The sequence below is a fragment of the Nocardiopsis nanhaiensis genome (genome assembly GCF_054778635.1).
This window is the reverse complement of sequence record NZ_BAAGZJ010000011.1, coordinates 74,559-100,255: the sequence shown is the minus strand read 5'-3', so window position 1 is coordinate 100,255 and position 25,697 is coordinate 74,559. Positions and strand designations below refer to the sequence as shown.

Annotated in this window: 19 protein-coding genes; 17 read left to right on the top strand and 2 right to left on the bottom strand. The window is 69.8% G+C overall.

Translation table 11 applies throughout. The features are described 5' to 3' along the window. Positions 1-9: 9 nt before the first annotated feature. Positions 10-456: a hypothetical protein gene (locus tag ACYVD1_RS07770; RefSeq protein ID WP_460769617.1), complete on the top strand. Its 447-nt coding sequence runs from the start codon at positions 10-12 to the stop codon at positions 454-456. Beyond that, complete coding sequence (locus tag ACYVD1_RS07765) at positions 453-2,462, top strand: peptidoglycan D,D-transpeptidase FtsI family protein (RefSeq protein ID WP_460769615.1); 2,010 nt, start codon at positions 453-455, stop codon at positions 2,460-2,462. Before ACYVD1_RS07770 ends, ACYVD1_RS07765 begins: the two co-directional genes overlap by 4 nt. Before the next feature lie 30 nt (positions 2,463-2,492). Here ACYVD1_RS07765 and mmuM read toward each other — a convergent pair whose 3' ends face one another. Next, the gene (mmuM, locus tag ACYVD1_RS07760) at positions 2,493-3,389 is read right to left on the bottom strand and encodes a homocysteine S-methyltransferase (protein WP_460769613.1); all 897 of its coding nucleotides are present in this window, start codon (positions 3,387-3,389) and stop codon (positions 2,493-2,495) included. A 199-nt stretch (positions 3,390-3,588) separates the two neighbouring features. Here mmuM and ACYVD1_RS07755 point away from each other — a divergent pair, with 199 nt between their 5' ends. The 15 genes from ACYVD1_RS07755 (at position 3,589) to ACYVD1_RS07685 (ending at position 21,790) form a co-directional block, all read left to right on the top strand. Continuing rightward, a complete protein-coding gene (locus ACYVD1_RS07755; RefSeq protein WP_460769611.1) occupies positions 3,589-5,253 on the top strand; it encodes a UDP-N-acetylmuramoyl-L-alanyl-D-glutamate--2,6-diaminopimelate ligase in 1,665 nt (554 codons plus the stop codon). Positions 5,254-5,643: 390 nt separating this feature from the next. Continuing rightward, a complete protein-coding gene (locus tag ACYVD1_RS07750; RefSeq protein ID WP_460769608.1) occupies positions 5,644-7,092 on the top strand; it encodes a UDP-N-acetylmuramoyl-tripeptide--D-alanyl-D-alanine ligase in 1,449 nt (482 codons plus the stop codon). After that, entirely contained in the window at positions 7,089-8,144 is a 1,056-nt protein-coding gene (mraY, locus tag ACYVD1_RS07745; protein WP_460769606.1) for a phospho-N-acetylmuramoyl-pentapeptide-transferase, read from the top strand. Before ACYVD1_RS07750 ends, mraY begins: the two co-directional genes overlap by 4 nt. A 4-nt stretch (positions 8,145-8,148) precedes the next feature. Continuing rightward, positions 8,149-9,615: a UDP-N-acetylmuramoyl-L-alanine--D-glutamate ligase gene (gene murD, locus ACYVD1_RS07740; RefSeq protein ID WP_460769604.1), complete on the top strand. Its 1,467-nt coding sequence runs from the start codon at positions 8,149-8,151 to the stop codon at positions 9,613-9,615. Positions 9,616-9,780: 165 nt separating this feature from the next. Next, positions 9,781-11,211: a putative lipid II flippase FtsW gene (gene ftsW, locus ACYVD1_RS07735; protein WP_460769602.1), complete on the top strand. Its 1,431-nt coding sequence runs from the start codon at positions 9,781-9,783 to the stop codon at positions 11,209-11,211. After that, on the top strand, positions 11,208-12,368 hold the full coding sequence (murG, locus tag ACYVD1_RS07730; protein ID WP_460769599.1) for an undecaprenyldiphospho-muramoylpentapeptide beta-N-acetylglucosaminyltransferase: 1,161 nt from the start codon (positions 11,208-11,210) through the stop codon (positions 12,366-12,368). Before ftsW ends, murG begins: the two co-directional genes overlap by 4 nt. After that, positions 12,365-13,819 (top strand): UDP-N-acetylmuramate--L-alanine ligase, encoded by a 1,455-nt coding sequence (murC, locus tag ACYVD1_RS07725; RefSeq protein ID WP_460769597.1) that lies wholly within the window; start codon positions 12,365-12,367, stop codon positions 13,817-13,819. Before murG ends, murC begins: the two co-directional genes overlap by 4 nt. A gap of 11 nt (positions 13,820-13,830) precedes the next feature. Next, positions 13,831-14,553, top strand: a complete 723-nt coding sequence (locus ACYVD1_RS07720) for a cell division protein FtsQ/DivIB (protein ID WP_460769595.1) — start codon at positions 13,831-13,833, stop codon at positions 14,551-14,553. 497 nt (positions 14,554-15,050) lie between these two features. Continuing rightward, entirely contained in the window at positions 15,051-16,601 is a 1,551-nt protein-coding gene (gene ftsZ, locus ACYVD1_RS07715) for a cell division protein FtsZ (RefSeq protein ID WP_460769593.1), read from the top strand. Positions 16,602-16,773: 172 nt separating this feature from the next. After that, on the top strand, positions 16,774-17,493 hold the full coding sequence (pgeF, locus tag ACYVD1_RS07710) for a peptidoglycan editing factor PgeF (RefSeq protein ID WP_460769590.1): 720 nt from the start codon (positions 16,774-16,776) through the stop codon (positions 17,491-17,493). Between the two features lie 145 nt (positions 17,494-17,638). Beyond that, on the top strand, positions 17,639-18,367 hold the full coding sequence (locus ACYVD1_RS07705) for a YggS family pyridoxal phosphate-dependent enzyme (protein WP_460769588.1): 729 nt from the start codon (positions 17,639-17,641) through the stop codon (positions 18,365-18,367). 135 nt (positions 18,368-18,502) lie between these two features. Beyond that, positions 18,503-19,036 carry a cell division protein SepF gene (locus tag ACYVD1_RS07700; protein WP_460769586.1) on the top strand — a complete coding sequence of 178 codons (534 nt, stop codon included), beginning with the start codon at positions 18,503-18,505 and terminating at the stop codon, positions 19,034-19,036. A gap of 39 nt (positions 19,037-19,075) precedes the next feature. Continuing rightward, positions 19,076-19,375, top strand: coding sequence for a YggT family protein (locus tag ACYVD1_RS07695; RefSeq protein ID WP_460769584.1), 300 nt, complete (start codon positions 19,076-19,078; stop codon positions 19,373-19,375). Between the two features lie 128 nt (positions 19,376-19,503). After that, positions 19,504-20,421 (top strand): DivIVA domain-containing protein, encoded by a 918-nt coding sequence (locus ACYVD1_RS07690; RefSeq protein WP_460769581.1) that lies wholly within the window; start codon positions 19,504-19,506, stop codon positions 20,419-20,421. 73 nt (positions 20,422-20,494) lie between these two features. Next, a complete protein-coding gene (locus tag ACYVD1_RS07685; RefSeq protein ID WP_460769577.1) occupies positions 20,495-21,790 on the top strand; it encodes a hypothetical protein in 1,296 nt (431 codons plus the stop codon). A 332-nt stretch (positions 21,791-22,122) separates the two neighbouring features. On the opposite strand, the gene ileS is transcribed toward ACYVD1_RS07685, so the two are convergent. After that, on the bottom strand, positions 22,123-25,323 hold the full coding sequence (gene ileS / locus ACYVD1_RS07680) for an isoleucine--tRNA ligase (protein ID WP_460769679.1): 3,201 nt from the start codon (positions 25,321-25,323) through the stop codon (positions 22,123-22,125). Positions 25,324-25,697: the final 374 nt, after the last annotated feature.

Sequence of the window (25,697 nt, the reverse complement as noted above, 5' to 3'; positions counted from 1 at the left end):
GGAGAGCTGATGGGTACGAAGACGGACACGCACCGCACCGCGAAGGGGCGGAGCACGACCACCAGTCGCACGGGCACCAAGGCGCGTCCAGCAGCGCCCAAACGGCCCACCCGCCCAGCGGCGACGACGCGCACCACCCGCCCCGGCGGCACCGGTCCCGCGCCGAAGATCCCCTTCGTCCTGCTCATCCTGTGCCTGCTCGGCGGTGCTCTGGTGGCGCTCTTGGTCCTGCGCAGCGTTGTGGCTCAGGAGGCCTACGCCATCACCAGTCTCCAGTCCGAGAACCGTGAGCTGTCCTACGTGGAGCAGCAGCTGGAGCGCAACGTGTCCCAGTTGGAGACCTCGGAGCGCATCGCCGAGGAGGCCGAGGAGATGGGAATGGAACAGGGCGAGGCCCCGCGCTTCCTCGACCTGGACAACGGTGAGATCACCGGGGACACAGGGAGCAGTGAGTGAGCAACCCCCGGGACCGACGCCCCCGCGACCCCCGCAGACCCGGAGCGTCCGGCCGTTCCGGGTCCCGGCCGAGCAAGCGCCCGGAACGCGAGCCGCGGCGCCCTGCCGGAGGCGCGCGCGGCCGCTCCGCCGGCACCCGCTCCTCCGGCAGTGCCCAGGGACGTCCGGCACGCGAGGTACGGAGGGGCGGTGAACGGCCCAGGCGCAAGAGCCCGGCCCCGCCGCCTCCGCCCCCGATGCTGCGCCGTACCTTCCGTGCGGGTAACCCGCGCAAGCGGATCAAGATCGGCGGGATCATCATCGTCGTGATCATGGTGCTCTTCGCCGGGCGGCTGACCCAGATCCAGGGCATCGAGGCCGAAACCTACGCGGAGGCCGCGGCCGACCTGCGGATGCAGACCATCGACATCCCCACTCTGCGCGGCCAGATCACCGACGCCGACGGCAACCCCTTCGCCCTGTCGACGGAGGTCCGTACCGTCTTCGTGGACCCCGCGGAGGTCGAGGAGGAGGAGCGTGACGAACTCGTGGACGAGCTCGTCACCCGTTTCGACCTGGACGAGGACGAGGTCGCGGCCCAGGTCGACGCCGCGCCCAGCCGCTACCAGGTGGTGGCCACCCAGGTCGCGCCGTCCGACTGGCAGGAGTTGCAGGACCTTGGCCTGTCCGGGGTGGGTGCCGACGTCGACTACGAGCGCGTCTACCCCGAGGACACCGGAGCCGCCGACCTGGTGGGTTTCGTGGGTGCGGAGGGCCACGGCCTCGAGGGCCTGGAGGGGTACCTGGACGAGACCCTCGGGGGTGAGGCGGGCAAGCGCCAGGTCGAGGTCGGCAGTGACGGCACCCAGATCCCCATGGCCGGCGGTCTGGTGCGCGAACCCGAGCCGGGCCAGGACGTGCGCCTGACTCTGGACCGCGACCTCCAGTGGTACGTCCAGCAGGCGCTGGCCGAACGGGTGGAGGAGCTGGAGGCCGAGGGCGGCAGCGCCATCGTCACCAACCGGGACCACGAGATCCTCGCGATGGCGGACTACCCGTCGTACTCGCAGAACGACATCTCAGAGACCGGACCCGAGGAGTGGTCCAACGGTGCGGTGGCCGAGACCTTCGAACCCGGCAGTACGAACAAGGTGATCACCGCCGCGGCCGCGCTGGAGGAGGGCGAGACCACGCCGGACACCGTCTACACGGTGCCCTACGCCCTCCAGTACTACGACCAGACCTTCCGCAACGCCAGCAACGACGGGACCCAGAGGCTCACCACCAACGGCATCATGGCCCAGTCCAGCAACGTCGGCACGATCAAGATGGCCGACCAGGTGCAGGCCGGTGTGCTGCACTCCTACATGGAGGACTTCGGGCTCGGGCAGCCGTCCGGCCTGGCACTGCCCGGGGAGGAGGCCGGTGTGCTCACCGACCCCGACGACTGGTGGGGGACCCAGCTGCCGTCGGTGTCCATCGGCCACGGCCTCTCCGTGAACGCCACCCAGATGGCGTCGGTCTACGCCACCATCGCCAACGACGGCGTCCGGGTCCAGCCCCAGCTCGTGGCCGGGACGGTCGACAGCGACGGGGAGTTCAACCCCGCCGAAGAGGCCGAACGTACCCGCGTGATCAGCGAGGAGACGGCAGAGGACCTGTCCCTGATGCTGGAGGCCGTCACCAGCGACGAGGGTACCGCCCCGCAGGCCCGGATCGACGGTTACCGGGTCGCGGGCAAGACCGGTACCGCCAACCGGATGAACCCGGAGACGGGCGGCTACGACGACGGCGGGTACACGGCGACCTTCGCCGGTTTCGCTCCGGCCGACGACCCGGAACTGGTGGTCCAAGTGGTCCTGCACAATCCGCAGGACACCTACTACGGCGGTGAGGCGGCCGGCCCGGTGTTCAACGACATCATGTCCTTCGCCCTCAAGACCATGCAGGTCCCGCCGTCGGATTCCGACGCCCCGGCCATCCGCCTGTTCGAGGACGAGGACGAGGACGAGGAGGACGCCGGCTAGAGCCGCGCCGACGGCTGGGCCGGAGCGTGCTCAGCGCGGTACCGAGTCGACACCGGCGCGGATGGCGCGCACGTGTTCGGGGCCGGTGCGGCAGCAGCCGCCCACGAACACCGCGCCGTCCGCGCACCACGCGGTGGCCGCCGACCCGAACCCCTCCGGGTCCCCGCTGCCGGTCCAGCGCCCGTTCCGGGCGTCCCAGAGCTCACCCGAATTGGGGTAGGCGACCGAGGGCAGCCCCGCCGCCGCCACCTCCCGCAGGAGCGGCGGCACGTTCCGGGGCGGCACGCAGTTCACCCCCACCGCGACCAGGAGCCCGCGGTCGTACAGCGGCGCAAGCTCCGCCGCCACGTCCCGCAGGGGTGTGCCGTCGCTGATCCGCTCTCCGTCGGCGCAGGAGAAGCTGAACCACGCCCGTGCCCCCGGGGTGTCCGACAGCAGCCGGGCCAGTGCCCGGGCCTCGGCCAGCGACGGCAGTGTCTCGCAGGCCACCAGGTCCGCCCCGGCATCCGTCAGGACCCGCCAGCGTTCCCGGTGCCAGGAGTACAGCTCGTCCTCATCCAGGTCATAGGCGCCGGTGTACTCGGAACCGTCCGCCAGGGCCGCGCCGTACGGGCCCACTCCGGCCGCCACCAGGCCGGAGCCGAACGCGTCCCGCTCCGCCCGCGCTAACTCCACGGACCCGGCGATCAGGCCTCGGGCCTCACCCGGAGGGATGCCGTGCCCGCCGAACGCGCCCACGCTCGCCTGGTACCCGGCCGCGATCGCCACGTCCGCGCCCGCCTCGAAGTAGTCCCGGTGCACCCGCGCGATCAGTTCGGGCGCTTCGGCCAACAGCCGGGCCGACCACAGCCCGCCGCCGAGGTCGCACCCGTACGACTCCAGACGGGTGGCCAGGCCACCGTCGAGCACCAGCGGACGCTCACCCATCAAGAACCCTCCTCGGATAAGGATGATCTTCCCCCCGCCCTCCATCCTCGGCGCTCGCGGATGGAGCTGGGGCAAGGTCATCGCGGGTGGAGGAGCGTAACCTGGTGGCAGGACCCGAAGGGCGAATGACCCGAGAACGCAGCGCGGAAATTACCGACAGGTCCTCCACACCCGTTAACCTCCACACGTGCCACCGGTAATGCGACCTGAACACACCAAACTCCGTCCACTGTCCGCCCTCGCAGAGTTGCTCGGGCCGGACACCACACTTCTGCGCCCGGACCTCAGTGCGGACCGCCCAGCCGAGATGCCCGGCCGGGAGGTGCACGTCCGCGGCATGACCCACGATTCCCGCAAGGTGCGCCAGGGAGACCTGTACGCGGCCCTGCCCGGTACCCGCGCGCACGGCGCCGACTTCGCGAACCAAGTGGTCGAGGCGGGGGCCGCGGCGATCATCACCGACACCGCGGGCGCCGACCGCTCCGCCGCCACCGGCCTGCCCGTCGTGGTCGTGCCCGACGTGCGAGCCGCGCTTGGCACCGCGGCGGCCTGGGTCTACGACGACCCCGCCCGGGAGCTGCTCCTGGTCGGTACCACAGGCACCAGCGGCAAGACCACGATCAGCTACCTGATCGAGTCCGGTATGCGCCAGGCCGGGATGAGCACCGGCCTGATCGGGACCGTGGAGATGCGGGTGGGCGACGAGCGCGTCACCTCCTCCTTGACCACACCCGAGGCCACCGACCTGCACGGCCTGTTCGCGGTCATGCGCGAGCGCGGGGTCGCAGCCGCGGCCATGGAGGTCTCCAGCCACGCCCTGGCCCTGGGGCGCGTCGGTGGGACGCGCTACGACGTCGCGGTCTTCACGAACCTGTCGCAGGACCACCTGGACTTCCACTCGGACCTGCGCGACTACTTCGACACCAAGGCGCGCCTGTTCACTCCCGAGTACTGCGACATCGCCGTGATCAACACGGACGACCGCTTCGGCCGGGCGCTCCTGGACATGGTCGAGGCACGCGGCGAGGTGCCGATCACCACCTTCGCCGTGGAGGGCGGTTCGGACGCCGGGCCGGGGAACGCCATGGCGGCGGACTGGACGGCCGTTGACGTCCATCTGGGAGCCACCGGGAGCACCTTCCGTATCGTCGGCCCAGGCGGCATGGAGGCCAAGGCCTCCGTGGCCCTGCCCGGTCCGTTCAACGTCTCCAACGCGATGGCCGCCATCGTCGGCCTGGTCGAGGCCGGGCTGCCGCTGGAGACCGCCATCGCCGGGGTGGCCGTGGCACCGGGTGTTCCGGGCCGGATGGAGCAGGTCGAGGCATCCGCGTCCGCTGGGTTCCAGGACTTCACCGCCCTGGTCGACTACTCGCACAAACCCGGGGCCATCGAGGCCGTACTGGGCGCGCTGCGGGCCACCACCGACGGCCGGGTCACCATGGTCCTCGGCTGCGGCGGCGACCGCGACCGGGCCAAACGACCGCTCATGGGCGAAGCTGCGGCGCGTCTGGCCGACCAGCTGATCATCACCAACGACAACCCGCGCACCGAGGACCCCGTCGCCATCGCCACCGCGATGCTGGAGGGCGTGTCCAAAGTCCCCGAGGACCAGCGGGCCCGGGTCACCGTGGAGTTCGACCGCGCCGAAGCCATCGGGCTGGGTGTGCACCGAACCGGCCCGGGAGACGTGGTGGTGGTCGCGGGCAAGGGCCACGAGACCGGCCAGTACGTCAAGGGGGAGGTGCTGCCCTTCGACGACCGCGAGATCCTGCGGGCGGCCATAGAGGACGCACTGCGCAACCGCGCCAGCGAACGGCTCGGCAGCGCCCTCCAGAACGTGCACCGGCCGCCGGACGATCGGTGAGCCCGCGAGACTCCGGGGGACACGCCCCGGGATTTCCACCCGACCGGGACACGGCCCCGCGCCGTGTCCCCGCTACCCGCACGCCGTTGACGTGCGCGGAACGTGAGTGATGCGACCGATAGCGGTCACGAAGTGGCGCATATTGCTTCACACGGGGCCCCGCCGGGACCCCAGACACCCCAACATGTTCTAAGGTAGGTCCGGCAATCGCAGCCTGACACGTGCCGCCCACGGTGGCGCCCACGGCACGGTGCAGGCCGAAACCGTGGGGAAGCCCGGCGCGGCACCGCGCGCACGGTTATCCGCGGTGCCATCCCCTGACCCGAACCCGAGGCCGGGTGGCCAATGCCCCTGGGGCGTCGTGAGCCGGGCCCGACATGAGGAGTGGATTTGATCGCGCTCACGCTCGATCGGATCGCTGAGATCACCCAAACCGCCCTTGGCGGATCAGCGCGCCCCGACGCCGTCATCGACGGTCCCGTCGTCATCGACTCACGACAGGTGGCGCCAGGAGCGCTCTTCGTCGCGCTGAGCGGTGAACGGGTCGACGGACACGACTTCACCGGAGCGGCCGTGGCCGCGGGCGCGGTGGCGGTCCTGGCATCGCGGCCCGTGGACGCCCCCCACCTTCTGGTGGACGGTGGCGACGACGAGGTTGTCGAGGCCTTGGCCCGGCTGGCCCGCCACGTGGCCCGGGAACTCAGCGACCCGGCGCGCGAGGCGGCCACGACCGAGGTCGTGGGGGTCACCGGCTCCTCCGGGAAGACCACCACCAAGGACCTCGTCGCGCAGGTCGTCGGACGCATGGGACCCACCGTGGCCCCGGCCGGATCGTTCAACAACGAGATCGGCCACCCGCTCACGGTGCTGCGGTCGCACACCGGCACCAAACACCTGGTGCTGGAGGTCGCGGCCCGCGGTATCGGACACATCGCCCACCTGTGCCGCGTCGCCCCGCCCCGGATCGGCGTGGTCCTCAACGTGGGCAGCGCGCACATGGGTGAGTTCGGCGACCGAGACGCCATCTCCCAGGCCAAGGGAGAGCTCGTCGAGGCCCTTCCCGCCGGAACCGACCGTCGTGGCGCGGGCGGCGTGGCCGTCCTCAACGCCGACGACCCGCGGGTACGCGCGATGGCGTCCCGCACCGAGGCCCGTGTGGTCCTCTACGGCACGGCTGAGGAAGCCCGGGTGCGCGCCACCGACGTGCGCCTGGAGGCCGACGGCGCTCCGTCCTTCACACTGAACCTGCGCGGCCGCACGGCCCGGGTCAGGCTCGGACTGGTCGGCGCCCACCAGGTCAGCAACGCGCTGGCAACCGCGGCCGTCGCCGACGACCTCGGCATGGACATCGAAGACATCGCCGCGGCCCTTGGCGCGGCCACCCCGGTCAGCCGTTGGCGCATGGAGGTCACCGAACACGACGGTGTCACCCTCGTCAACGACGCCTACAACGCCAACCCCGAGTCGATGCGGGCGGCACTGACCACCCTGGGCGCGCTCGCCCGGGACCGCCGGTCCATCGCCGTGCTCGCCCACATGGCGGAGCTCGGCGATGACGGCCACGCCGAGCACGAGAGAGTGGGTGAGCTGGCCGCCGAGACCGGCCCGGCCCACCTGGTCGTGGTCGGCTCGGCGGCCGAAGGGATCGCCGTCGGCGCCGAACGCGCCGCTCAGCAAGGGCGGTGGAACGGTGAGAGCATCCGGGTTCCCGACGCGGAGGCGGCAGCCGACGCGGTGCGCGAACGGATGCGCACAGGAGACGTCGTCATTGTGAAGGGATCGCGCGTGGCTGCGCTCGAAAGGGTTATCGACCTCATCACCAAGGGTGATGTCCAGTGATCGGCATTACCGTAGCGGCGGCACTGTCACTCATCGTGTCCATGCTGTCCATGCGGCCCCTGATCAAGCTCCTGTACCGGTTCAAGTTCGGCCAGGAAGTCCGCGACGACGGACCCGAGGGCCACAAGACCAAGCAGGGCACCCCCACCATGGGCGGCATCGTCGTCATCCTCGGTGCGGTCATCGGCTACTTCGGTTCGCACCTGGCCCTGTGGACCACCCCCACGGCCTCCGGCCTGCTGGTGATGTTCCTGTTCGTCGGTATGGGCGCCGTCGGCTTCCTGGACGACTTCATCAAGATCTACAAGCGCCGCAGCCTGGGTCTGCGCAGCGGCGCGAAGATGGTCGGCCAGGCGGTGGTCGGCGTCGGCTTCGCCTACGGCGTCACCATGTTCCCCAACGGGTACGGCTACACCCCGGCCGCGCCCCAGCTGTCCTTCCTCCGCGACTTCGGGCCGCCGCTGATGATCGGCGTGTTCGTCATCTGGGCGCTGTTCCTCATCGTCGGCTTCTCCAACGCCGTGAACCTGACCGACGGCCTGGACGGTCTGGCCACCGGCGCGGTCATCCTCTCCTTGGCCGCCTACGTCATCATCGGCAACTGGCAGCTGCGACAGTCCTGCGTGGAAGCGCTGACCGCCAACTGCTACACGGTCCGGGACCCTCTGGACCTGGCCGTGGTGGCCTCAGCCGTACTCGGGTCGTGCCTCGGCTTCCTCTGGTACAACGCCCCGCCCGCCAAGATCTTCATGGGCGACACCGGCTCCCTGGCCCTCGGCGGCCTCATCGTGGGCCTGGCCATCACTACCCGCACCCAGCTCCTGCTGCTGCTCATCGGTGGTCTGTTCGTCATCATCACCATGTCCGTGATGATCCAGATCACCTCGTTCCGCCTCACCGGCAAACGGGTGTTCCGCATGGCTCCGCTCCAGCACCACTTCGAACTCAAGGGCTGGGCGGAGACCACGATCGTGATCCGGTTCTGGATCATCCAGGGCCTGTTCATGGCGGTGGCGATCGGACTCTTCTACCTGGAATGGATGCCAAGCTAGAAGCATGCCGCACCACCGTCACTCCACCTCCGCAGCTCCCGCTTCCACCGAGGGCGACAACCCCTTCGCGGGCGCGCGGGTCTGCGTCGCCGGCCTGGGCGTCTCCGGTCCTCCCGTCGCCGGGGCCCTCCTGTCCCGGGGCGCCCGCGTGGTCGTCGTCGACGGCCGCGACGACGACGTCACCCGCCCGGTGGCTGCTGCGCTGAGCGAGGCCGGAGCCGAGGTCGTCCTGGGTTCCGACACACTGCCCGAGGGCTGCGACCTGGTCGTCACCTCGCCCGGCTGGCGCCCCGACTCCCCACTCCTCGTCAGCGCGGCGGCGGCCGGGATCGAGGTCATCGGGGACGTGGAGCTGGCATGGCGGCTCAAACCCGCCGACCAGGTGTGGCTCGCCATCACCGGGACCAACGGCAAGACCACCACCGTGCGCATGCTGGAGGCGATGCTGCGCGCGGACGGCCGTGACGCGCTCGCGGTCGGCAACGTCGGCACCCCCGTCGTGGCGGCGGTCCTGCCCGACGACGACGGCCACGTGCACGACATCCTCGCCGTGGAGCTGTCGAGCTTCCAGCTGCACTGGTCCAACAGCGTCCGCCCGCACGCAGCCACGGTCCTCAACATCGCCGCCGACCACCTGGACTGGCACGGCGGGCTGGAGCCCTACGCCAGGGCCAAGGGCAGGGTGTTCGCCCGGGGCACCATCCGGGTGGCCAACACCGCCGACGCCTGGTCGGTGCGCCTGGCCGAGGAAGAGGGCGACCCCCACACCCCCTTGGTCGGCCTTCGCCTGGACACCCCCAAGGCCGGTGAGCTCGGTGTGGTCGAGGAGCTGCTCGTCGACCGGGCCTTCGTCGCCGAGCCGCACAGGAGCACCGAGGAGCTCGCCGGACTCGCGGACGTGCGCCCGGCCGCGCCGCACAACGTCGCCAACGCCTTGGCCGCGGCCGCCCTGGCCCGTTCGGTCGGGGTCGCACCGAAGGCGGTACGCGCCGGCCTGGCCGCGTTCGAGCCCGAGCCCCACCGCATCGCGCACGTGGCCGCGGTCGGCGGTGTCGACTACGTCGACGACTCCAAGGCCACCAACCCGCACGCCGCCGCCGCGTCGCTCAACGCCTACCCCTCGGTGGTGTGGATTGCCGGCGGCCTCCTCAAGGGCGCCGAGGTCGACCAGCTGGTCGTCGGCGCCGCCGAGCGCCTGCGCGGCGCCGCGCTGATCGGCGCCGCCCGGGAGCGGATCCGCGAAGCCCTGGCCGAGCACGCCCCGGACGTGCCCGTAATCGAGGTGGAGGGCCCCGCCGCGGACGCGCCGCCCGAGCACACGGTCATGGACGCGGTGGTCGCCCGGGCCGCAGCCCTCGCCCAGGAGGGCGACACGGTGCTGCTGGCCCCCGCGGCCGCCTCGATGGACATGTTCACCAACTATCCCGAGCGCGGCCGCTACTTCACCGAGGCGGTCCACCGACTCCGCTGAGTAACCTTCCTCCGCCCCTCAGTTACGCCACGTGTGCGGGCGGCTTCGAATGTGCGCAGACACACCCGACCGGGGTGCCAAAGATGGCCAACACGCGGGAAATGTCCACGGTTCCCAACCCGCCGGTACGCAAGTATTGAGGCGCGAATCGTGCGGAGGGTGTGGATGGCGGCGACGACAACGGTGCCCCGGGTGGCCCGTACCCGGGAGCGCGCGGCGTCCGGTGGGCGCGAACGTGCGGTCTGGCGCGAGTGGGCCAGGTCCTTGGACCGCCCGCTCACGTCGTACTACCTGATCCTCAGTACCGGCGTGATGCTCATCGCGCTGGGTCTGGTCATGGTGCTGTCCTCGACGATGGTGAACTCCATCACCGAGACCGGATCCGCCTTCTCCATGTTCCAGCGCCAGCTGGCGTCGGCGATGGTCGGGCTGCCGCTCATGGTGATCGCCTCGCAGCTGCCCCTGTGGATCTACCGCATGGTCGGCTACCCGGCGATGATCCTGTCGGTGGCCCTGCTCCTGTTGACCGCCTTCCAAGGCACTGAGGTCAACGGCGCGATCCGCTGGCTGGAGATCGGCGGCCTGCTCATCCAGCCGTCCGAGCCCGCCAAACTCGCCTTCGCGCTGTGGGGCGCCAACATCCTCGCCCGCAAGGAGGAGTTGAAGGAACTCACCGAGTGGCGGCACCTGCTCATCCCGCTGCTACCCGGCTGCGGCCTGCTCACGCTGCTCGTGCTCCTGGGGTCGGACCTGTCCACCACCCTGGTGCTGCTGCTCATCTTCCTGAGCCTGCTCTGGGTCGTGGGCGCGCCGGGCAAGCTCTTCGTCGGCATGTTCGGCCTGGTCCTGAGCCTCGCGGCGATCGTCATCGCCATCGAGCCCTTCCGGATCACCCGGATCACGGCCTTCCTCGACCCGGGCGCGGACCCCGCCGACTCCGGCTTCCAGTCCCTGCACGGCCTCTACGCTCTGGGGACCGGTGGGATCTTCGGGGTCGGTATCGGCGCCAGCCGGGAGAAGTGGGGTTTCCTGCCCTTCGCCGAGTCCGACTTCATCTTCGCCATCATCGGCGAGGAGTTCGGTCTCATCGGCACCCTGCTGGTGATCGGCCTCTTCGGTCTGCTCGGCTACGCGGGACTGCGCGTGGCCTTCCGCGTCAAGGACCCGTTCTCGCGGCTGGCCGCCTTCGCCATCGTGACCTGGATCATCGGCCAGTCGATGATCAACATCGCCGCCGTCATCGGTCTGGTCCCCGTCACGGGGATCCCGCTTCCGCTGGTCTCCTATGGTGGTTCCGCGCTCATTCCGACCATGATCGGCCTCGGTGTGCTGCTCGCCATCGCGCGGAACGAACCCCAGGCACAGAAGGCCCTGGCCGCCCGGGGTCCCAGTTGGGTCCAAAGGGCTCTAAGCTGGCTTGGTCTGGAGAACATCACCGGGTCCGTACGGAACCGGGGCGGCCCCTCGGCCTCCAAGCGCACCACCACGCCGCGCGCCCCGCGCACATCGGAGGATCGCGGCACCAAGACAACGGCCAAGAACAAGAGCGGACCGGTCCCGGCGGGTGACCGGCCAAGGAGGAAAAGGCGACGATGAGGGTAGCCCTAGCCGGAGGCGGCACGGCCGGGCATATCGAGCCCGCACTCTCCCTAGCGGACGCACTGCGGCGTATTGCCCCCAACACGGAGATCCTCTGCCTGGGCACGGAGCGGGGCCTGGAGACCCGGCTCGTTCCCATGCGCGGTTACGAACTGGGCCTGATCCCCGCGGTTCCGCTGCCGCGTCGGATCACCCCGAAGCTGCTCACGGTCCCCGGAAAGCTCGCGGGTGCGCTCAGCGCCGCAGGTGAGCAACTGGACAAGCTCCAGGCCGACGTCATCGTCGGCTTCGGCGGCTATGTGGCCACCCCCGGATACCTGGCGGCCCGGCGCCGCCGGATCCCCATCGTGGTGCACGAGGCCAACCCGCTCCCGGGCCTGGCCAACCGGCTCGGCGCGCGGCTCACCCCGCACGTGTACACCGGCCACCCGCACACCCAGATCCGCAACGGGCGCTTCATCGGTATTCCGCTGCGCCGTCAGATCACCTCGCTGGACCGGCTGGCCATGGGTGACAAGGCCCGTGCCTACTTCGGTCTACGTCCCGACCTGCCCACCCTGCTGATCTTCGGCGGGTCCCAGGGCGCCCAGCGCATCAACGAGACCGCGTTCAACGCTGCCGGTGCCTTCCGTGACGCGGGCGTCCAGGTGCTGCACGTCGTCGGCCCCAAGAACGCCGAGGAGCCGCAGGACCTCACCCAGGACGGCATCCCCTACGTGGCGGTGCCCTACGTGGACCGCATGGACATGGCCTACGCCGCCGCCGACGTCGCGATGTGCCGTTCCGGCGCGATGACCTGCGCCGAACTCACCGCCGTCGCTCTGCCCGGTGCCTTCGTGCCGCTGGCCATCGGCAACGGCGAACAGTCCCTCAACGCGGAGCCGATCGTCCAGGCGGGCGGCGGCCTGGTGGTCGACAACGCCGACATCTCGGTGGACTGGATCGCCAACCAGCTCATCCCGCTGCTCACCGACACCGACCGCGTGGTGGCCATGTCCGAGGCGGCCGCACGCATGGGCCGCCGCGACGCCGACGAGGAACTGGCCCGCGAGGTCATGGGGATCGCCCGCGGAGACAAACCGACACCGGACCTGCCGGTTCCGGACGACGAAGGCGACGACGCCTACTACGACGACGGGAAGGACGCACGATGAGCCTGGTCAAACCGACCGACCCGGTCCCCGTCGACGAGCTCGGACGCACCCACTTCATCGGTCTGGGTGGGGCCGGTATGTCCGGAATTGCCCGTGTGCTGCTGCAGTCGGGTGTCGAGATCTCGGGCAGTGACGCCCGCGACAGCGACACGCTCCGCGAACTGGAGGAGATGGGCGCCGAGGTGCACGTCGGCCACGCCGCCGAGAACCTGGGCAAGGCCGAGACCCTCGTGGTCTCCTCCGCCATCCGGGAGGACAACCCCGAACTCGCCGAGGCCCGTGCCCGTGGCATCCGTATCCTGCCCCGGGCCGCGGCTCTTGGCTCCCTGCTCCTGAACCGCCAGGGCATCGCGGTATCCGGTACCCACGGCAAGACCACCACGACCTCCATGGTCACCGTGGTCCTCCAGCACTTGGGCGTGGACCCCGGCTACGTGATCGGCGGCAAGCTGGTCACCACCGGCCTGGGCGCCGACGCCGGGCTCGGCGAGACCGTCGCGGTGGAGGCGGACGAGAGCGACGGGTCCTTCCTGATGCTCTCGCCCAAAATCGCCGTGGTCACCAACGTCGAGGCCGACCACCTGGACAACTACAGCGGCCTCGACGAGATCCACGCCAACTTCGCGGACTTCGTCGACCGTGTCGAGCGCACCCTGATCGTCGGCATCGACGACCCCGGTGCCCGTACCGTCGCCGAACTCGGTCGCGAGCGCGGCAAGAGGGTGGTCACCTACGGCGAGGCCGAGGACGCGGACTACCGGATCACCCGGATCCGTGCGCGCGGCTTCACCACCGAGTTCACCCTGGAAACCGCTCAGGGCGAGCCGATCGACGGCACCCTGGCCGTCCCGGGCCGCCACAACGTCCTCAACGCGGCGGCGGCCGTCGCGGTGGCCGACGAGCTCGGCCACGACTTGGACGTCGCGGTGGAGGGCATCGCCGACTTCGCCGGTGCCTCCCGCCGCTTCGAGCTCAAGGGCGAGGGCAACGGGGTGGGTGTCTACGACAGCTACGCACACCACCCCACCGAGATCGACGCTGACCTGCGCGCCACCCGTGCCGCGCTGAGGTCCTTCACCGAGGACGCGGACGGCGAGATCCCGGAGGGCAGGATCGTGGCCCTGTTCCAGCCGCACTTGTACAGCCGGACCCGCATCTTCGCCGAGGAGTTCGCGGCCGCGCTGAGCCTGGCGGACGAGGTCGTGGTGACGGAGATCTACGCGGCCCGCGAGGACCCCGAGCCCGGGGTCACCGGCGAGCTCATCACCTCCCGCGTGACCCATGACGGGGTCCAGTACGTGCCGGGCCGCGACGAGGCGGCGCGCCGGGCCGCGGAGCTGGCCAAACCCGGGGACATCGTGCTCACCATGGGCGCGGGCGATGTCACGGAGCTGGGCCCGCAGATCGTTGCAGTGCTGACGGAGGCGGCGGAAGGCACCGGAACCAACTAGGGAGTACACACGTGGACGCTGGCCAGGACAGGGCCGGGGCCGGGGCTCCGCAGGGGCGGGACCCGTGGAAGGTGACCTTCGCGGTACTGCTCGTCGTCTCACTGGTCTGTGTGGTCACCTGGGTGCTTCTCGGCTCCCGCCTGCTCGTCGTACGCGACGTCGCCGTCAGCGGTTTGGACCGGGTCCAGGAGGACGAGGTCGTGTCGGCCGTGGCCGTGGACACGGGTACCCCGTTGATTCGGGTGGACCTGGACCGCGGCCGCGAACGGGCCGAGAGCCTGGACCTGGTCGAGTCGGCGACGGTGACGCGCGGCTGGCCCGCGAGCCTCAACGTGGAGGTGGTCGAGCGGCGGCCACTCCTGTCCATTCGGGTGGGGGAGGAGTACCGCCTCGTCGACGGCGACGGGGTGCGTATCGAGGACTCGCAGACCCGGCCCGGCACGCACCCGCTGGTCAGGGTCACCGGGGAGATCGAGGGCAACGAGGCGGTCGGGGCTGCGGCGGACATCGTCGAGGAGGCCCCGGACTCCCTCATCGCCCAGATACAGCTCATCGACGCTACCGACACCGAAGCGATCACCGTCGAGCTGGGCGACGGTTCCGCCGTGGAGTGGGGTGACGCGTCCGGTTCCGGGGACAAGAGCGACGTCCTGCGCGTGCTGATGCGCGAGCACCCGCCGGAGGACGGGCGCGTCTACGACGTCGGGACCCCGGAACTGGCCATCGTCCAGTGAAGCGGCCCCAAGGAAGGGCCGGAGTCGGAACAGTCCGGGCAATGGGCCGCTATGGGGACAAGTGCATCCAGGACACATCGAATCGGCTCGCGTCGTGGACATTCCAGACGCGACGCGCCGAGTGTGCGCTTCGCTTCCTTGCGTTATACGCAGTTAGGCTGAAGTCGTCATCGGTTGCCCGTACCCGGCAGTCCGCTTACTGTCGGGGAGCACAACCACCGTCAACAACGTAGTAAAACACGCTTTTCGGGGTACGCAGGAACTGTTTCGCCCCGCTTCTCGGAGCGGGCCGCAAGCCGGACCGACAGGGTCGGGCCGGAAGCGGAAGGACGGTACCGGTGGCCCCGGGTCCCCGCAACCAGCAGCCTTGGGGTTCGCTGTCCGGGGTGACCCGAAACGCACTGTAGAACCGGATGCCGAACCGTCGGCGCACCCGCTGGCCACAGCCAGCGGACGCGGAGACGGGACGGCGCATGCGAGCGGAAAGGCCCCTCGTCGTGGCAGCACCGCAGAACTACCTCGCGGTCATCAAAGTCGTCGGCATCGGCGGCGGCGGTGTCAACGCCGTCAACCGAATGATCGAAGAGGGGCTCAAAGGCGTCGAGTTCATCGCGATCAATACTGACGCGCAAGCGCTGCTGATGAGCGACGCGGACGTCAAGCTCGACGTCGGCCGTGAGCTCACCCGTGGCCTTGGCGCGGGCGCCAACCCCGACGTCGGCCGGAAGGCCGCGGAAGACCACCGTGAGGAGATCGAGGAGGTCCTCAAGGGGGCCGACATGGTCTTCGTCACGGCCGGAGAGGGAGGCGGCACCGGGACCGGGGGAGCACCGGTCGTCGCCAACATCGCTCGTTCCCTCGGGGCTCTCACCATCGGCGTGGTCACCCGCCCCTTCGGCTTCGAGGGCAAGCGGCGGGCCACCCAGGCCGAGTCGGGAATCGCGATGCTCCGCGAGGAGGTCGACACCCTGATCGTGATCCCCAACGACCGACTGCTGTCCATCTCTGACCGGCAGGTCAGCGTCCTGGACGCCTTCAAGGCGGCCGACCAGGTCCTGCTCTCCGGTGTTCAGGGAATCACCGACCTGATCACCACACCGGGACTGATCAACCTGGACTTCGCCGATGTCAAGTCGGTCATGTCCGGGGCGGGATCGGCGTTGATGGGAATCGGATCCGCACGGGGAGACGACCGGGCCGTCGCGGCGGCGGAGCTGGCGATCTCCTCACCACTCCTGGAAGCCAGTATCGACGGGGCACACGGGGTGCTGCTGTCCATCCAGGGCGGTTCCGACCTCGGTCTCTTCGAGATCAACGAAGCGGCACAGCTGGTCGCCAACTCGGCCGCACCCGAAGCCAACATCATCTTCGGCGCCGTCATCGACGATGCCCTCGGCGATGAGGTGCGGGTCACCGTGATCGCGGCGGGCTTCGATGAGCCCGAGGTCACCGGCACCGTGGTGCGGGAGCACCAGTCCGTGGACCCTCCTGAGGCCGTCGCCCCCACGGCAGGCATCACGTCCGGTGAGGGGGGCCCGTCGGACAAGGCGGCGCCGTCCACCGAAGACGCGAGCGGGGCGCCGGCCACCAGCATGCCGTGGATCGCTCCGTCCCGCCCGTCCCAGCCCGCCCAGGAGGCACCGCGGCCCGCCATGCCGCCGGTGCAGCCGTCCGTCACTCCGGAGCCGGCCAGGCCGGAGCCCGAGCCTGCACCGGCTCCGCAGGCCGAAACGGCGCCTGAGGCGGAGCCGGCGCCGCAGGCCCAGGAGCACGCCGAACCGGAGCGGCCCGCCGTCGCGCCGGAACAGGCCCAGGGCAACGGTTACGCGGGCTCCCACCGGGTGGCCGAGCCGGCGGAGCGGGAGGTGCAGGCCGCTCAGCCTGAGGAGCCGTTCGCTTCGGAGCCGGAGGCCGAGCAGGAAGCACAGCCCAGCCACATCCACGCGGTCTCGGACTCCTCCGAGCGCCGCGGAGAGGTTCCCACGCCTCGGCGGCGCGTGATCTTCGACGACCCCGACGACCTCGACGTCCCGGAGTTCCTGAAGTAACTCTTCGCCGGAGCCCCGGTACCATCGACGTGTCAGCCGGTCCCGCCGCATCTCGCGGCGGGACCGTCGCTGCCCCCGGAGAAACCGTCGCTGCCCCCGGAGAAGCTGCCCCCGGAGGAAACGCCGACGGCTGTTTCCCCGCGTGGGCCGAGGGAAGGACCGCGTCGCGCCGATGGGCAACGTCATCGACCTGGGGCACGGAGTCCGTGCCGCCGTCACCGAACGCAAGGGCGGGGTGAGTCAGCCGCCGTACGACTCACTCAACCTGGGACTGGGGACGGGTGACACCCGTGAGAGGGTCCTGGCCAACCGCGCCCGCGCGGCGGAGGACTTCGGGTTCGACATCGGTCGGGTCGTGTGGATGAACCAGGTCCACAGCGCGGACGTGCTCGTGGCCACCGAACCCGGTGCCGTCGGCGCCTGCGACGGTGTCGTGACCACCCGCTCGGACCTGGTCCTCGCCTCGATGGCGGCGGACTGCCTGCCCGTCCTCGCCGCCGACGCCGGGGCAGGGGTGCTGGGCGCGGCCCACTCGGGCCGTCTGGGCACCGCGCACGGGGTGGCCGTCAACCTGGTCGACGCGATGCTCGCCCAGGGCGCCCGCCTTGCCTCGCTCAGCGTCTTCCTCGGCCCGACCATCTGCGGTCGCTGCTACGAGGTACCCCCCGAACTCCAGGCCGAGACGGCCGAGCACGCCCCCGAGGCGGCTTCCACCACCCGGCAGGGCACCACCGGGGTTGACATGCTCGCCGCGGTCACCGCCCAACTGCGCCGTTCAGGTGTAAGCGACATCACTACGGACGGGCGGTGCACACTGGAGAGCGACGAACTCTTCTCGCACCGGGGGCAAGCGCCCACTGGACGTTTCGCCTCCTTCCTCTGGCGCAACTGAGGTCCCTCCGGTCCCCGGAGCCTCAGAAGAATCCCAGAACCCGCCCCTGCCAGCCCCACCCGAAACTTCGCACCAATTCCGAAACCCCGGCCGCTCCGGCCGCATCCGGCCACTCAAGCCGCAGCAGTCAACAGAAGGAACTCCCGTGTCACACTCCGACCCCGCGCGCACCGAGCAGATCCGCGCCAACCTGGCGGCGACGCGGGCCAGGATCGACGCGGCCTGTGAGAAGGCCGACCGCGACCCCGCTGAGGTGTCGCTGGTCGCGGTGACCAAGACCTATCCGGCCAGCGATGTGCGTATTCTCGCCTCGCTCGGAGTCACCGACGTCGGGGAAAACCGTGACCAGGAGGCCGCGCCCAAGGCGGCGGAGACCGCTGACCTCGGTCTCACCTGGCACTTCGTCGGTCAGCTCCAGAGCAACAAGGCCAAGTCGGTCGCCACCTACGCGGACATAGTGCACTCGGTCGACCGGGCCAAGCTCGCCCGGGCCCTGGGAGACCGGGCGGCCGCGTCGGGGCGGCAGCTGAGCTGCCTGGTCCAGGTCAACCTGGACACCGATTCCCAGGCCGGGGTCATCGGCCCGCGCGGGGGAGTCGACCCGAGTGACGCTCTCGAACTCGCGGAGCGCATCGAGGAGCACGAGGCGCTCACCCTCGGCGGAGTGATGGCGGTGGCCCCCCTGGAGGGTGACCCTGATGACGCTTTCGCCCGACTCGACGAAGTGGCAGGGCGCATTCGGGATCGCTACCCTCGGGCCACAGTGATCTCCGCGGGGATGAGCGGAGACCTCGAAGCGGCCGTTGCGCGCGGCGCGACACACCTGCGCCTCGGTACGGCGTTGCTCGGCTCTCGGGGACCGATCGTGGGGTAATGTCCCCACATAGACCTTGGGGCCTGTCTGTGGCGTTCGCCCGAATGGACGAACAACCCGCCTACGCGGGGCACAGCGGCCGAAGACGAAGGAGTCGGCTGCGGTTGAGGCCGCGGGGACGACGGAGGGCATGAGATGGCCGGCGCGATGCGCAAGATGGCGGTCTACCTCGGCCTCGTGGAGGACGACCGTTACGATCACCGCTATGCGGACGAATATGATGAGTTCGACGATTTCGACGATGGCGTGGACGAACAGCGTGACCGCGACGCTGACACTCTGCGAGGCGAGGAAACACGGGGCGAGGCTGTGACGGACACCGGCGACTACCTGGGAACGGGTGAGCGACGCGGTGCTACCGCCACGACGGCCTCTGCTTCGATGGCCGACCTGGCTCGAATCACAACGCTCCATCCGCGCACCTACAACGAGGCGCGTACGATCGGAGAGCACTTCCGGGAAGGTACACCGGTGATCATGAACCTGACCGAGATGGTCGACAGCGACGCCAAGCGTCTCGTCGACTTCGCGGCTGGCCTGATCTTCGGTCTCCATGGCAGTATCGAACGCGTAACCAACAAGGTGTTCCTGCTGTCCCCGGCCAACGTCGAGGTGACCGCGGAAGACAAGGCGCGGATCGCCGAGCGAGGGTTCTTCAATCAGAGCTAGATCATCACATTTGTCCAGAGATTGGGTCGGGGAACGACCGTGAGTATGGTCCTGTCAGCGCTGTCACTTCTGCTGCAGCTGTTTGTCTTCGTGCTGATAGCGAGGGTGGTCCTGGAGATGGTGCAGTCCTTCTCCAGGACCTGGCGGCCCACCGGGTTCGTGCTTGTGCTCGCTGAGATCGTGTACACGATCACCGATCCGCCACTGAGGTTCCTGCGAAGGTTCATCAAGCCGATCCGGTTGGGGAGCATCGCACTCGATCTGAGTGTGCTGGTCCTCTTCTTCGGCATCATCATCCTGCAGAGTATTCTGGGGAGCTTGATGGTCAGCATGGGATAGAGGCGAGCCGGGGGGATCATGTGCCCCCTGGTTCCGATATGTGGTCTTGGTCATGATCTGGATTGCCGTAAGGTCACGATCAGGTAGCGTCCCTACGGACGGACTCCAAGCGCGCCAAGGAGACGAACATGCCGCTGACACCCGCCGATGTGCGGAACAAGCAGTTCAGCACTACCCGGCTTCGACCGGGGTACGACGAAGAAGAGGTCGACGCCTTTCTCGACGAGGTCGAGTCTGAGCTGGACCGACTGATCCAGGAGAACGAGGAACTGCGCGGCAAGCTCGCCGAGTGCCTCCGGGGCAAGGTCCCCAACGCGGGCATGCAGGACTTCCAGCAGCCCCAGGAGCAGCAGGCCCCCGAGGCCCCGCAGCAGATGGAGCAGATGCGGCCGGAGCCCGTCCAGGCACAGCAGCCTGTCGAGCAGCCGCAGCAGCCCCAGCCCCAGCCCCAGGCTCAGAGCCCGCAGGCCCAGATGGCCGCGATGACCGGGGGCAACCTGGCCATGGGCGGCGAGGAGAACATGGACACGGCCGCCCGTGTCCTGGCGCTCGCCCAGCAGACCGCCGACCAGGCGATCTCCGACGCCCGCCGCGAGGCGGACGAGACCCTCGGCCGCGCCCGCCACGAGTCCGAGGACATCCTCGGCAAGGCCCGCCGCCAGGCCGACCAGATCATCGGGGAGGCCCGCGCCCGCTCGGAGAACCTCGACCGTGACGCCCAGGAGCGCCACCGTCAGGTCATGGGCAGCCTGGTCCAGCAGCGTGAGGAGCTGGAGCACAAGGTCAACGGGCTCAAGGACTTCGAGCGCGAGTACCGCAGCCGCCTCAAGGACTACTTCGAGCGCCAGCTGCGTGAGCTCAACGAGGACGGCAAGACGGCTGAGCCCAACCCGAACACCACGGGCGGCTTCCAGACGATGGCCCCGCAGACCGGTGGCACCCCCGCTCTTCAGCAGCAGGGCCCCGGCGGTAACCCGTTCGGTCAGCCCGAGCCCGCTCAGCACGGGGGGTTCCACCCGGGCGAAGCTCCGCACGAGCGTCGCTGAACTCATCAAGCGGCATGCTGCTCCGAACAACTGAAGACTCCGGCTCAACACGTGTAAAGGCCCTGGTCGACCCGTGATCCTTAGCCTTCTCGCCACCGTGGCGGTGCTGGCGGCCATTGCCGCCATTGCTGCTGCCCTGGTGTTCGCTGAAACCCTGCTGGTGTACATCGGCCTGGGACTCGGCGGACTGAGCGTCCTTCTCCTGCTGGCCGCGATCATCCAGGGCCGGTTCGGCGAGGGCAGATCGGACACGGAACGGACGGACGGTTTGGGGAAGTCGTCCGTCCCCGTGCCAGCCGCCGCCACGGCGGTCGGCACGGTACCGGCACAAGAGCGGTGGGAGCCGGAGGAGTCTGGGCGCGCACCCGCACCGGCCGAAGAGCCGGTGCGGGACGCCGCTGTTTCGGAGCCCCTCGCTGACGGGCCCGAACCCGTCAGCGAGGACGAGAACGCAGCGGACGTAGAGGACCCGGAGAGCGAAGAGGATTCGGAGTTCGAGGTCCCCCGGTGGGAGACCCCAACCCTCGGGGACTGGCCGGAACCCGTTTTCGAGTCTGCGGCCCCGGACGAACCGGCCCCGGAAGCAGACGCCGATCCGGAACCCGAGACCGGTCCGGAGGCCGAAGCGGGAGCCGCCCCTGAACCGGCGACCGGCCCGGATCCGTACGCTGCCGAGGAGCCGGAGACCCAAGCGGAGCCCGGCGAGGAGCCGGAGGCCGGGGTCGAGGAGTCCGAAGAGGCGCCCGCGGAGAGCGACGAAGACACCCCGGTAGCGGCCGAAGAGGCCGAGACCGGCGAGGGCGATACCGTCGAGCACCCCGAAGAGGAGCCCGTGGAGGAGCCGGTCGAGGCTCCGGCCGCGGAGTCCGAAGCCTTCGACGAATCCGAGGACGAGCCGGACGAGTCTGAAGCGGACGCCGAGGAAACCGCCGACGAGGTCGATGAGGAAACCCCGCAGGATACGGCGGATCCCGCAGAGGAGCTCGAAGACGCTCCGGATGAGGCGGAGGCCGCCGATGAGGCGGATGTGGCCGATGAGCCTGTCGGGGAAGGGCCCGAGGGGCCTGAGGAGCCGGACGAGCCCGACGAGCCCGAAGCTCCCGAAGAGGCTGTGGAAGACTCGGAAGAGCAGGAAGTAGCCGGGGCGGCTGACGAGGCTGACCAGGAGGAGGCCCCGGACCTGGCCTTCGCCGAGATCCTCGATGGGGGATCCGAGGCTGCGGCCGAGGCGGGGATTGACCCCGAATCCGAGCCAGAGCCGGAGCGGGACGTCCCGGCCGCGGGTGCGGAACCCCAGGAAACACGGTCCGAGGACACGGACCCCGAAGACGTGGACGCTGAGGAGACAGCGGTCTTCACCCGCGACTAGGGCGTGTTCGGTGGATGCTGCCCGTCGCGAAGGTGCTGCGCCGTAGGCGTCCGTTGAGGGGTGGTGGCGGGCGACGGGCGGGCGTATCCAGTGGTGCTGGCACAAGGCCGAAGGAGGAGTTCCCCTGCTGTGCACTGCCTCGCAAGCTCGGCAGCATCGCACAGCGGGGGCCCGACCGGGTTCGGCTGTCGACTGAGAGATGCGCAGTGACAGTGCCGCTGGGGCGACGCGCAGCAGGGTATGTGTCCGCCGAACATGCCCTAGCCGGACGCACCATCATGAGCCGGGGGCGCCGCCGATGTGACGGCAGCACCCCCGCTCGGCACCGCGGATCAGGCCCGGCGGAAGGCGAACGCCACCCCGAACTCCGCCGACTCGGCGGAGTGCGGGGCGTCCTCGCCCGTACCGGCCACGAAGGCGTCGGCGAGGACCTCGCCAGCGATCATCTGACCGTGATCGGCCAGGGCCTGCCGGACGGACTCGTCCTCGGCGGTCCACCACACGTGGATGCGGTCCGACACGTCCAGCCCGCTGTTCTTACGGGCCTCCTGGAGCATCCGGACCATCTCGCGGGCGAGACCGGCGCGGCGCAGCTCCGGGGTGAGGTCCAGGTCCAGGGCGACCGTCTCACCGGTCTCCGAGGCCACCGCCCAGCCCTCCCGGGGCTGCTCGGTGACGAGGACCTCGTCGGCGCTCACGTCGACCGCCTCGTCCTCGACCCGCACCTGCGTCCAGCCGGTCTCGCGGACCTGCTCGACCAATGCGGCCGGATCTGCGGCCTGGATGGCCTTGGCCACCAGCGGCGTGCGCTTGGCGAACCGCTTGCCCAGAGCGCGGAAGTTCGGCTTGACCACGTAGTCCACGAGGTCGCCGCCCACCGACGACAGGGCGTCCAGACGGAGCACGTTGAGTTCGTCGGACACCTGGTTGCGCAGCTGCTCCGGCAGGTCGGCGAAACCCTGGGCGCCCACCAGCGCACGGCCCAGCGGCTGCCGGGTACGCATCGCCGAGTCCACTCGGGCGGACCGGCCCAGCTCCACCAGGCGGCGGGTCAGCGCCATGTTCTTCGACAGCTCGGGGTCGATCAGGTCCTCGCGCGCCTCCGGCCACGGCGCCAGGTGCACCGAGTCCGCGGACTCCGGGCGGCGCAGCGCCGACCACACGTGGTCGGTCAGGAACGGCACGATCGGCGCCATCAGCAGCGTGACGGTCTCCAGCGCCTCGAAGAGGGTCGCGAACGCCGAAGCGCCCTCGGGGGTCTCGGCCCCGCCCCAGAACCGGCGGCGGGATCGGCGCACGTACCAGTTGGAGACGTCGTCGACGAAGGCGGTCAGGCGGCGCCCGGCACCGGTGGTGTCGAAGTTGTCCATGGCGTCGGTGACGTCGCGGACGACCTCGTTGAGCTCGGACAGCAGCCACCGGTCCAGCATCGGACGGTCCTGCGGCGCCGGGGCCTCGGCCAGCTTGGAGTGGTCCCAGCCCGCACCGGCGTTGGCGTACAGCGTGAAGAAGGAGACGGTGCTGTAGTAGGTCAGCAGCACCTTCCGGACGATCTCCTCCAGCACACTGTGGCCGACCCGGCGGGCGTTCCACGGGGAGCCGCTGGCCAGCATGAACCAGCGCAGAGCGTCGGCGCCGTGCTGATCCATGACCGGGATGGGCTCCATGACGTTGCCGACGTGCTTGCTCATCTTGCGGCCGTCCTCGGCGAGGATGTGGCCGAGCACGACCACGTTCTCGAACGAGTTCCGGCCGAACACCAAGGTGCTCACCGCCAGCAGCGAGTAGAACCAGCCGCGGGTCTGGTCGATCGCCTCGGAGATGTACTGGGCCGGGAAGTTGGCCCGGAAGGTCTCCTCGTTGTACTGCGGCGCGCCCCACTGGGCGAACGGCATGGACCCGGAGTCGAACCAGGCATCGATCACCTCAGGAACGCGGCGGGCGACCCGTTCCTCCTCGGGAAGCGACGGGTCGGCGTCGGGGTCGGGGATGACGACGTCGTCCACGTAGGGGCGGTGCGGGTCCAGGTTGGACAGGTCCTGGCCGCTGAGCTCGCTCAACTCCTCGAGGGAGCCCACGCAGATCTGGCGGCCGTCGGCGAATTCCCAGATCGGCAGCGGGGTGCCCCAGTAGCGGTTGCGGGACAGCGCCCAGTCGACGTTGCCGCGCAGCCACTCGCCGAAACGGCCCTCCTTGACGTTCTCAGGCACCCAGTTGGTGGCCTGGTTCTGCGCGAGGAGTTCGTCCTTGACCGCGGTGGTGCGGATGTACCAGGAGGGCAGCGCGTAGTAGAGCAGCGCGGTGTGGCAGCGCCAGCAGTGCGGGTAGGAGTGCTCGTAGTCCACGTGCCGGAAGAGCAGGCCGCGGTCCTTGAGATCGCGCACGAGGGTCTTGTCGGCCGTCTTGAAGAACACGCCGCCCACGAGCGGCAGCTCGGCCTCGAAAGTCCCGTCGGCGCGGACCGGGTTGACGACGGGCAGGCCGTAGGAGCGGCAGACCGTCATGTCGTCGGCACCGAAGGCGGGGGACTGGTGGACCAGACCCGTACCGTCCTCGACGGTCACATAGTCCGCGAGCACGATGAAGTGCGCGGGCTCGTCGAAGGGCGCGATCTCGAAGGGGCGCTGGTAGGTCCAGCGCTCCATCTCGTCGCCCTCGTAGCGTTCACCGGTGAGCTCCCAGCCCTCGCCGAGGACCTTCTCGAACAGCGGCTCGGCGACGACGAGGCGCTCGTCCCCATTGGTGGCCACCACGTACTCCACGTCGGGGTGCACGGCCACTGCGGTGTTGGATACCAGCGTCCACGGCGTGGTCGTCCACACCAGGAGGGAGGTCGGGTGCTCCGGTGAGGCCAGGGGGCCGGAGGTGACCGGGAACCGCACGTACACGGACGGGTCGGTGACGGTCTCGTAGCCCTGGGCCAGCTCGTGGTCGGAGAGGGTGGTGCCGCATCGCGGGCAGTAGGGGCTGATCCGGTAGTCGCGGACCAGCAGTCCCTTCTCCCAGATCTGCTTGAGCGCCCACCAGACGGACTCCACGTACTGGGGGTCCATGGTGCGGTAGGCGTCGTCCATGTTCACCCAGTAGCCCATGCGCTCGGTCATGGCGGTGAACGCGTCCACGTTGCGCAGGACGGACTCGCGGCAGCGGTCGTTGAACTCGGCGATACCGAAGGCCTCGATGTCCTTCTTGCCGCTCAGGCCGAGTTCCTTCTCCACGGCGACCTCGACGGGCAGGCCGTGGCAGTCCCAGCCGGCCTTGCGGTCCACGTGGTAGCCGCGCATGGTGCGGAAGCGCGGGAAGACGTCCTTGAAGGCGCGCGCCTCGACGTGGTGCACGCCGGGCTGGCCGTTCGCGGTGGGCGGGCCCTCGTAGAAGACCCAGTTCTCGCCGCCGCGGGTCTGGTCGAGCGAGCGCTCGAAGACGTTCTCCTTCGACCAGCGGCCGAGGATCTCGCGCTCCGTCGCGGGCAGGTCGATCTGAGCGGGCAGCTGGGGCAGCGCGCGGGATTCGGGCCGGGGGTCGTCGGTCACCGTCGTACCTTTCTCCATCAGGGGTGTTCCTGACGGAGGGACGAGGCCTAGCCCCGCGGTACCACCCTCCTTGGAACCGATACCGCGACCGCTGGGCGGTGGGGTGACGGATCCCGCTTCGTTGAGTTCTTGCCGGTTCTACTGGGGTGCCCGCGCACGTTGCGTCTGGCGGGGCGCCTGTTCTTCCGGCGGCTCCGGGGTGATCTTCGCACTGGTCGTACCCCCGGGCTCGCACCGTCCCCGGGTCGCTAGGCCGGTCCAGCCCCCTCTAGGCTGTGTCCGTCCGGTCGGGGCCAGCGCTACTCGTCCCCATCGACACAGGTTCAGGATAACGCAGTGCGGCAAAGCGTGCCGCGGACGACGGAGGGGGCGGT

Excerpts from the sequence above, each read along its gene's own strand:
- ACYVD1_RS07770 (WP_460769617.1), top strand. The coding sequence starts at position 10 with ATGGGTACGAAGACGGACACGCACCGCACCGCGAAGGGGCGGAGCACG.
- mmuM (WP_460769613.1), bottom strand. The coding sequence starts at position 3,389 with ATGGGTGAGCGTCCGCTGGTGCTCGACGGTGGCCTGGCCACCCGTCTG.
- ACYVD1_RS07755 (WP_460769611.1), top strand. The coding sequence starts at position 3,589 with ATGCGACCTGAACACACCAAACTCCGTCCACTGTCCGCCCTCGCAGAG.
- murD (WP_460769604.1), top strand. The coding sequence starts at position 8,149 with ATGCCGCACCACCGTCACTCCACCTCCGCAGCTCCCGCTTCCACCGAG.
- ftsW (WP_460769602.1), top strand. The coding sequence starts at position 9,781 with ATGGCGGCGACGACAACGGTGCCCCGGGTGGCCCGTACCCGGGAGCGC.
- murG (WP_460769599.1), top strand. The coding sequence starts at position 11,208 with ATGAGGGTAGCCCTAGCCGGAGGCGGCACGGCCGGGCATATCGAGCCC.
- murC (WP_460769597.1), top strand. The coding sequence starts at position 12,365 with ATGAGCCTGGTCAAACCGACCGACCCGGTCCCCGTCGACGAGCTCGGA.
- pgeF (WP_460769590.1), top strand. The coding sequence starts at position 16,774 with ATGGGCAACGTCATCGACCTGGGGCACGGAGTCCGTGCCGCCGTCACC.
- ACYVD1_RS07700 (WP_460769586.1), top strand. The coding sequence starts at position 18,503 with ATGGCCGGCGCGATGCGCAAGATGGCGGTCTACCTCGGCCTCGTGGAG.
- ACYVD1_RS07690 (WP_460769581.1), top strand. The coding sequence starts at position 19,504 with ATGCCGCTGACACCCGCCGATGTGCGGAACAAGCAGTTCAGCACTACC.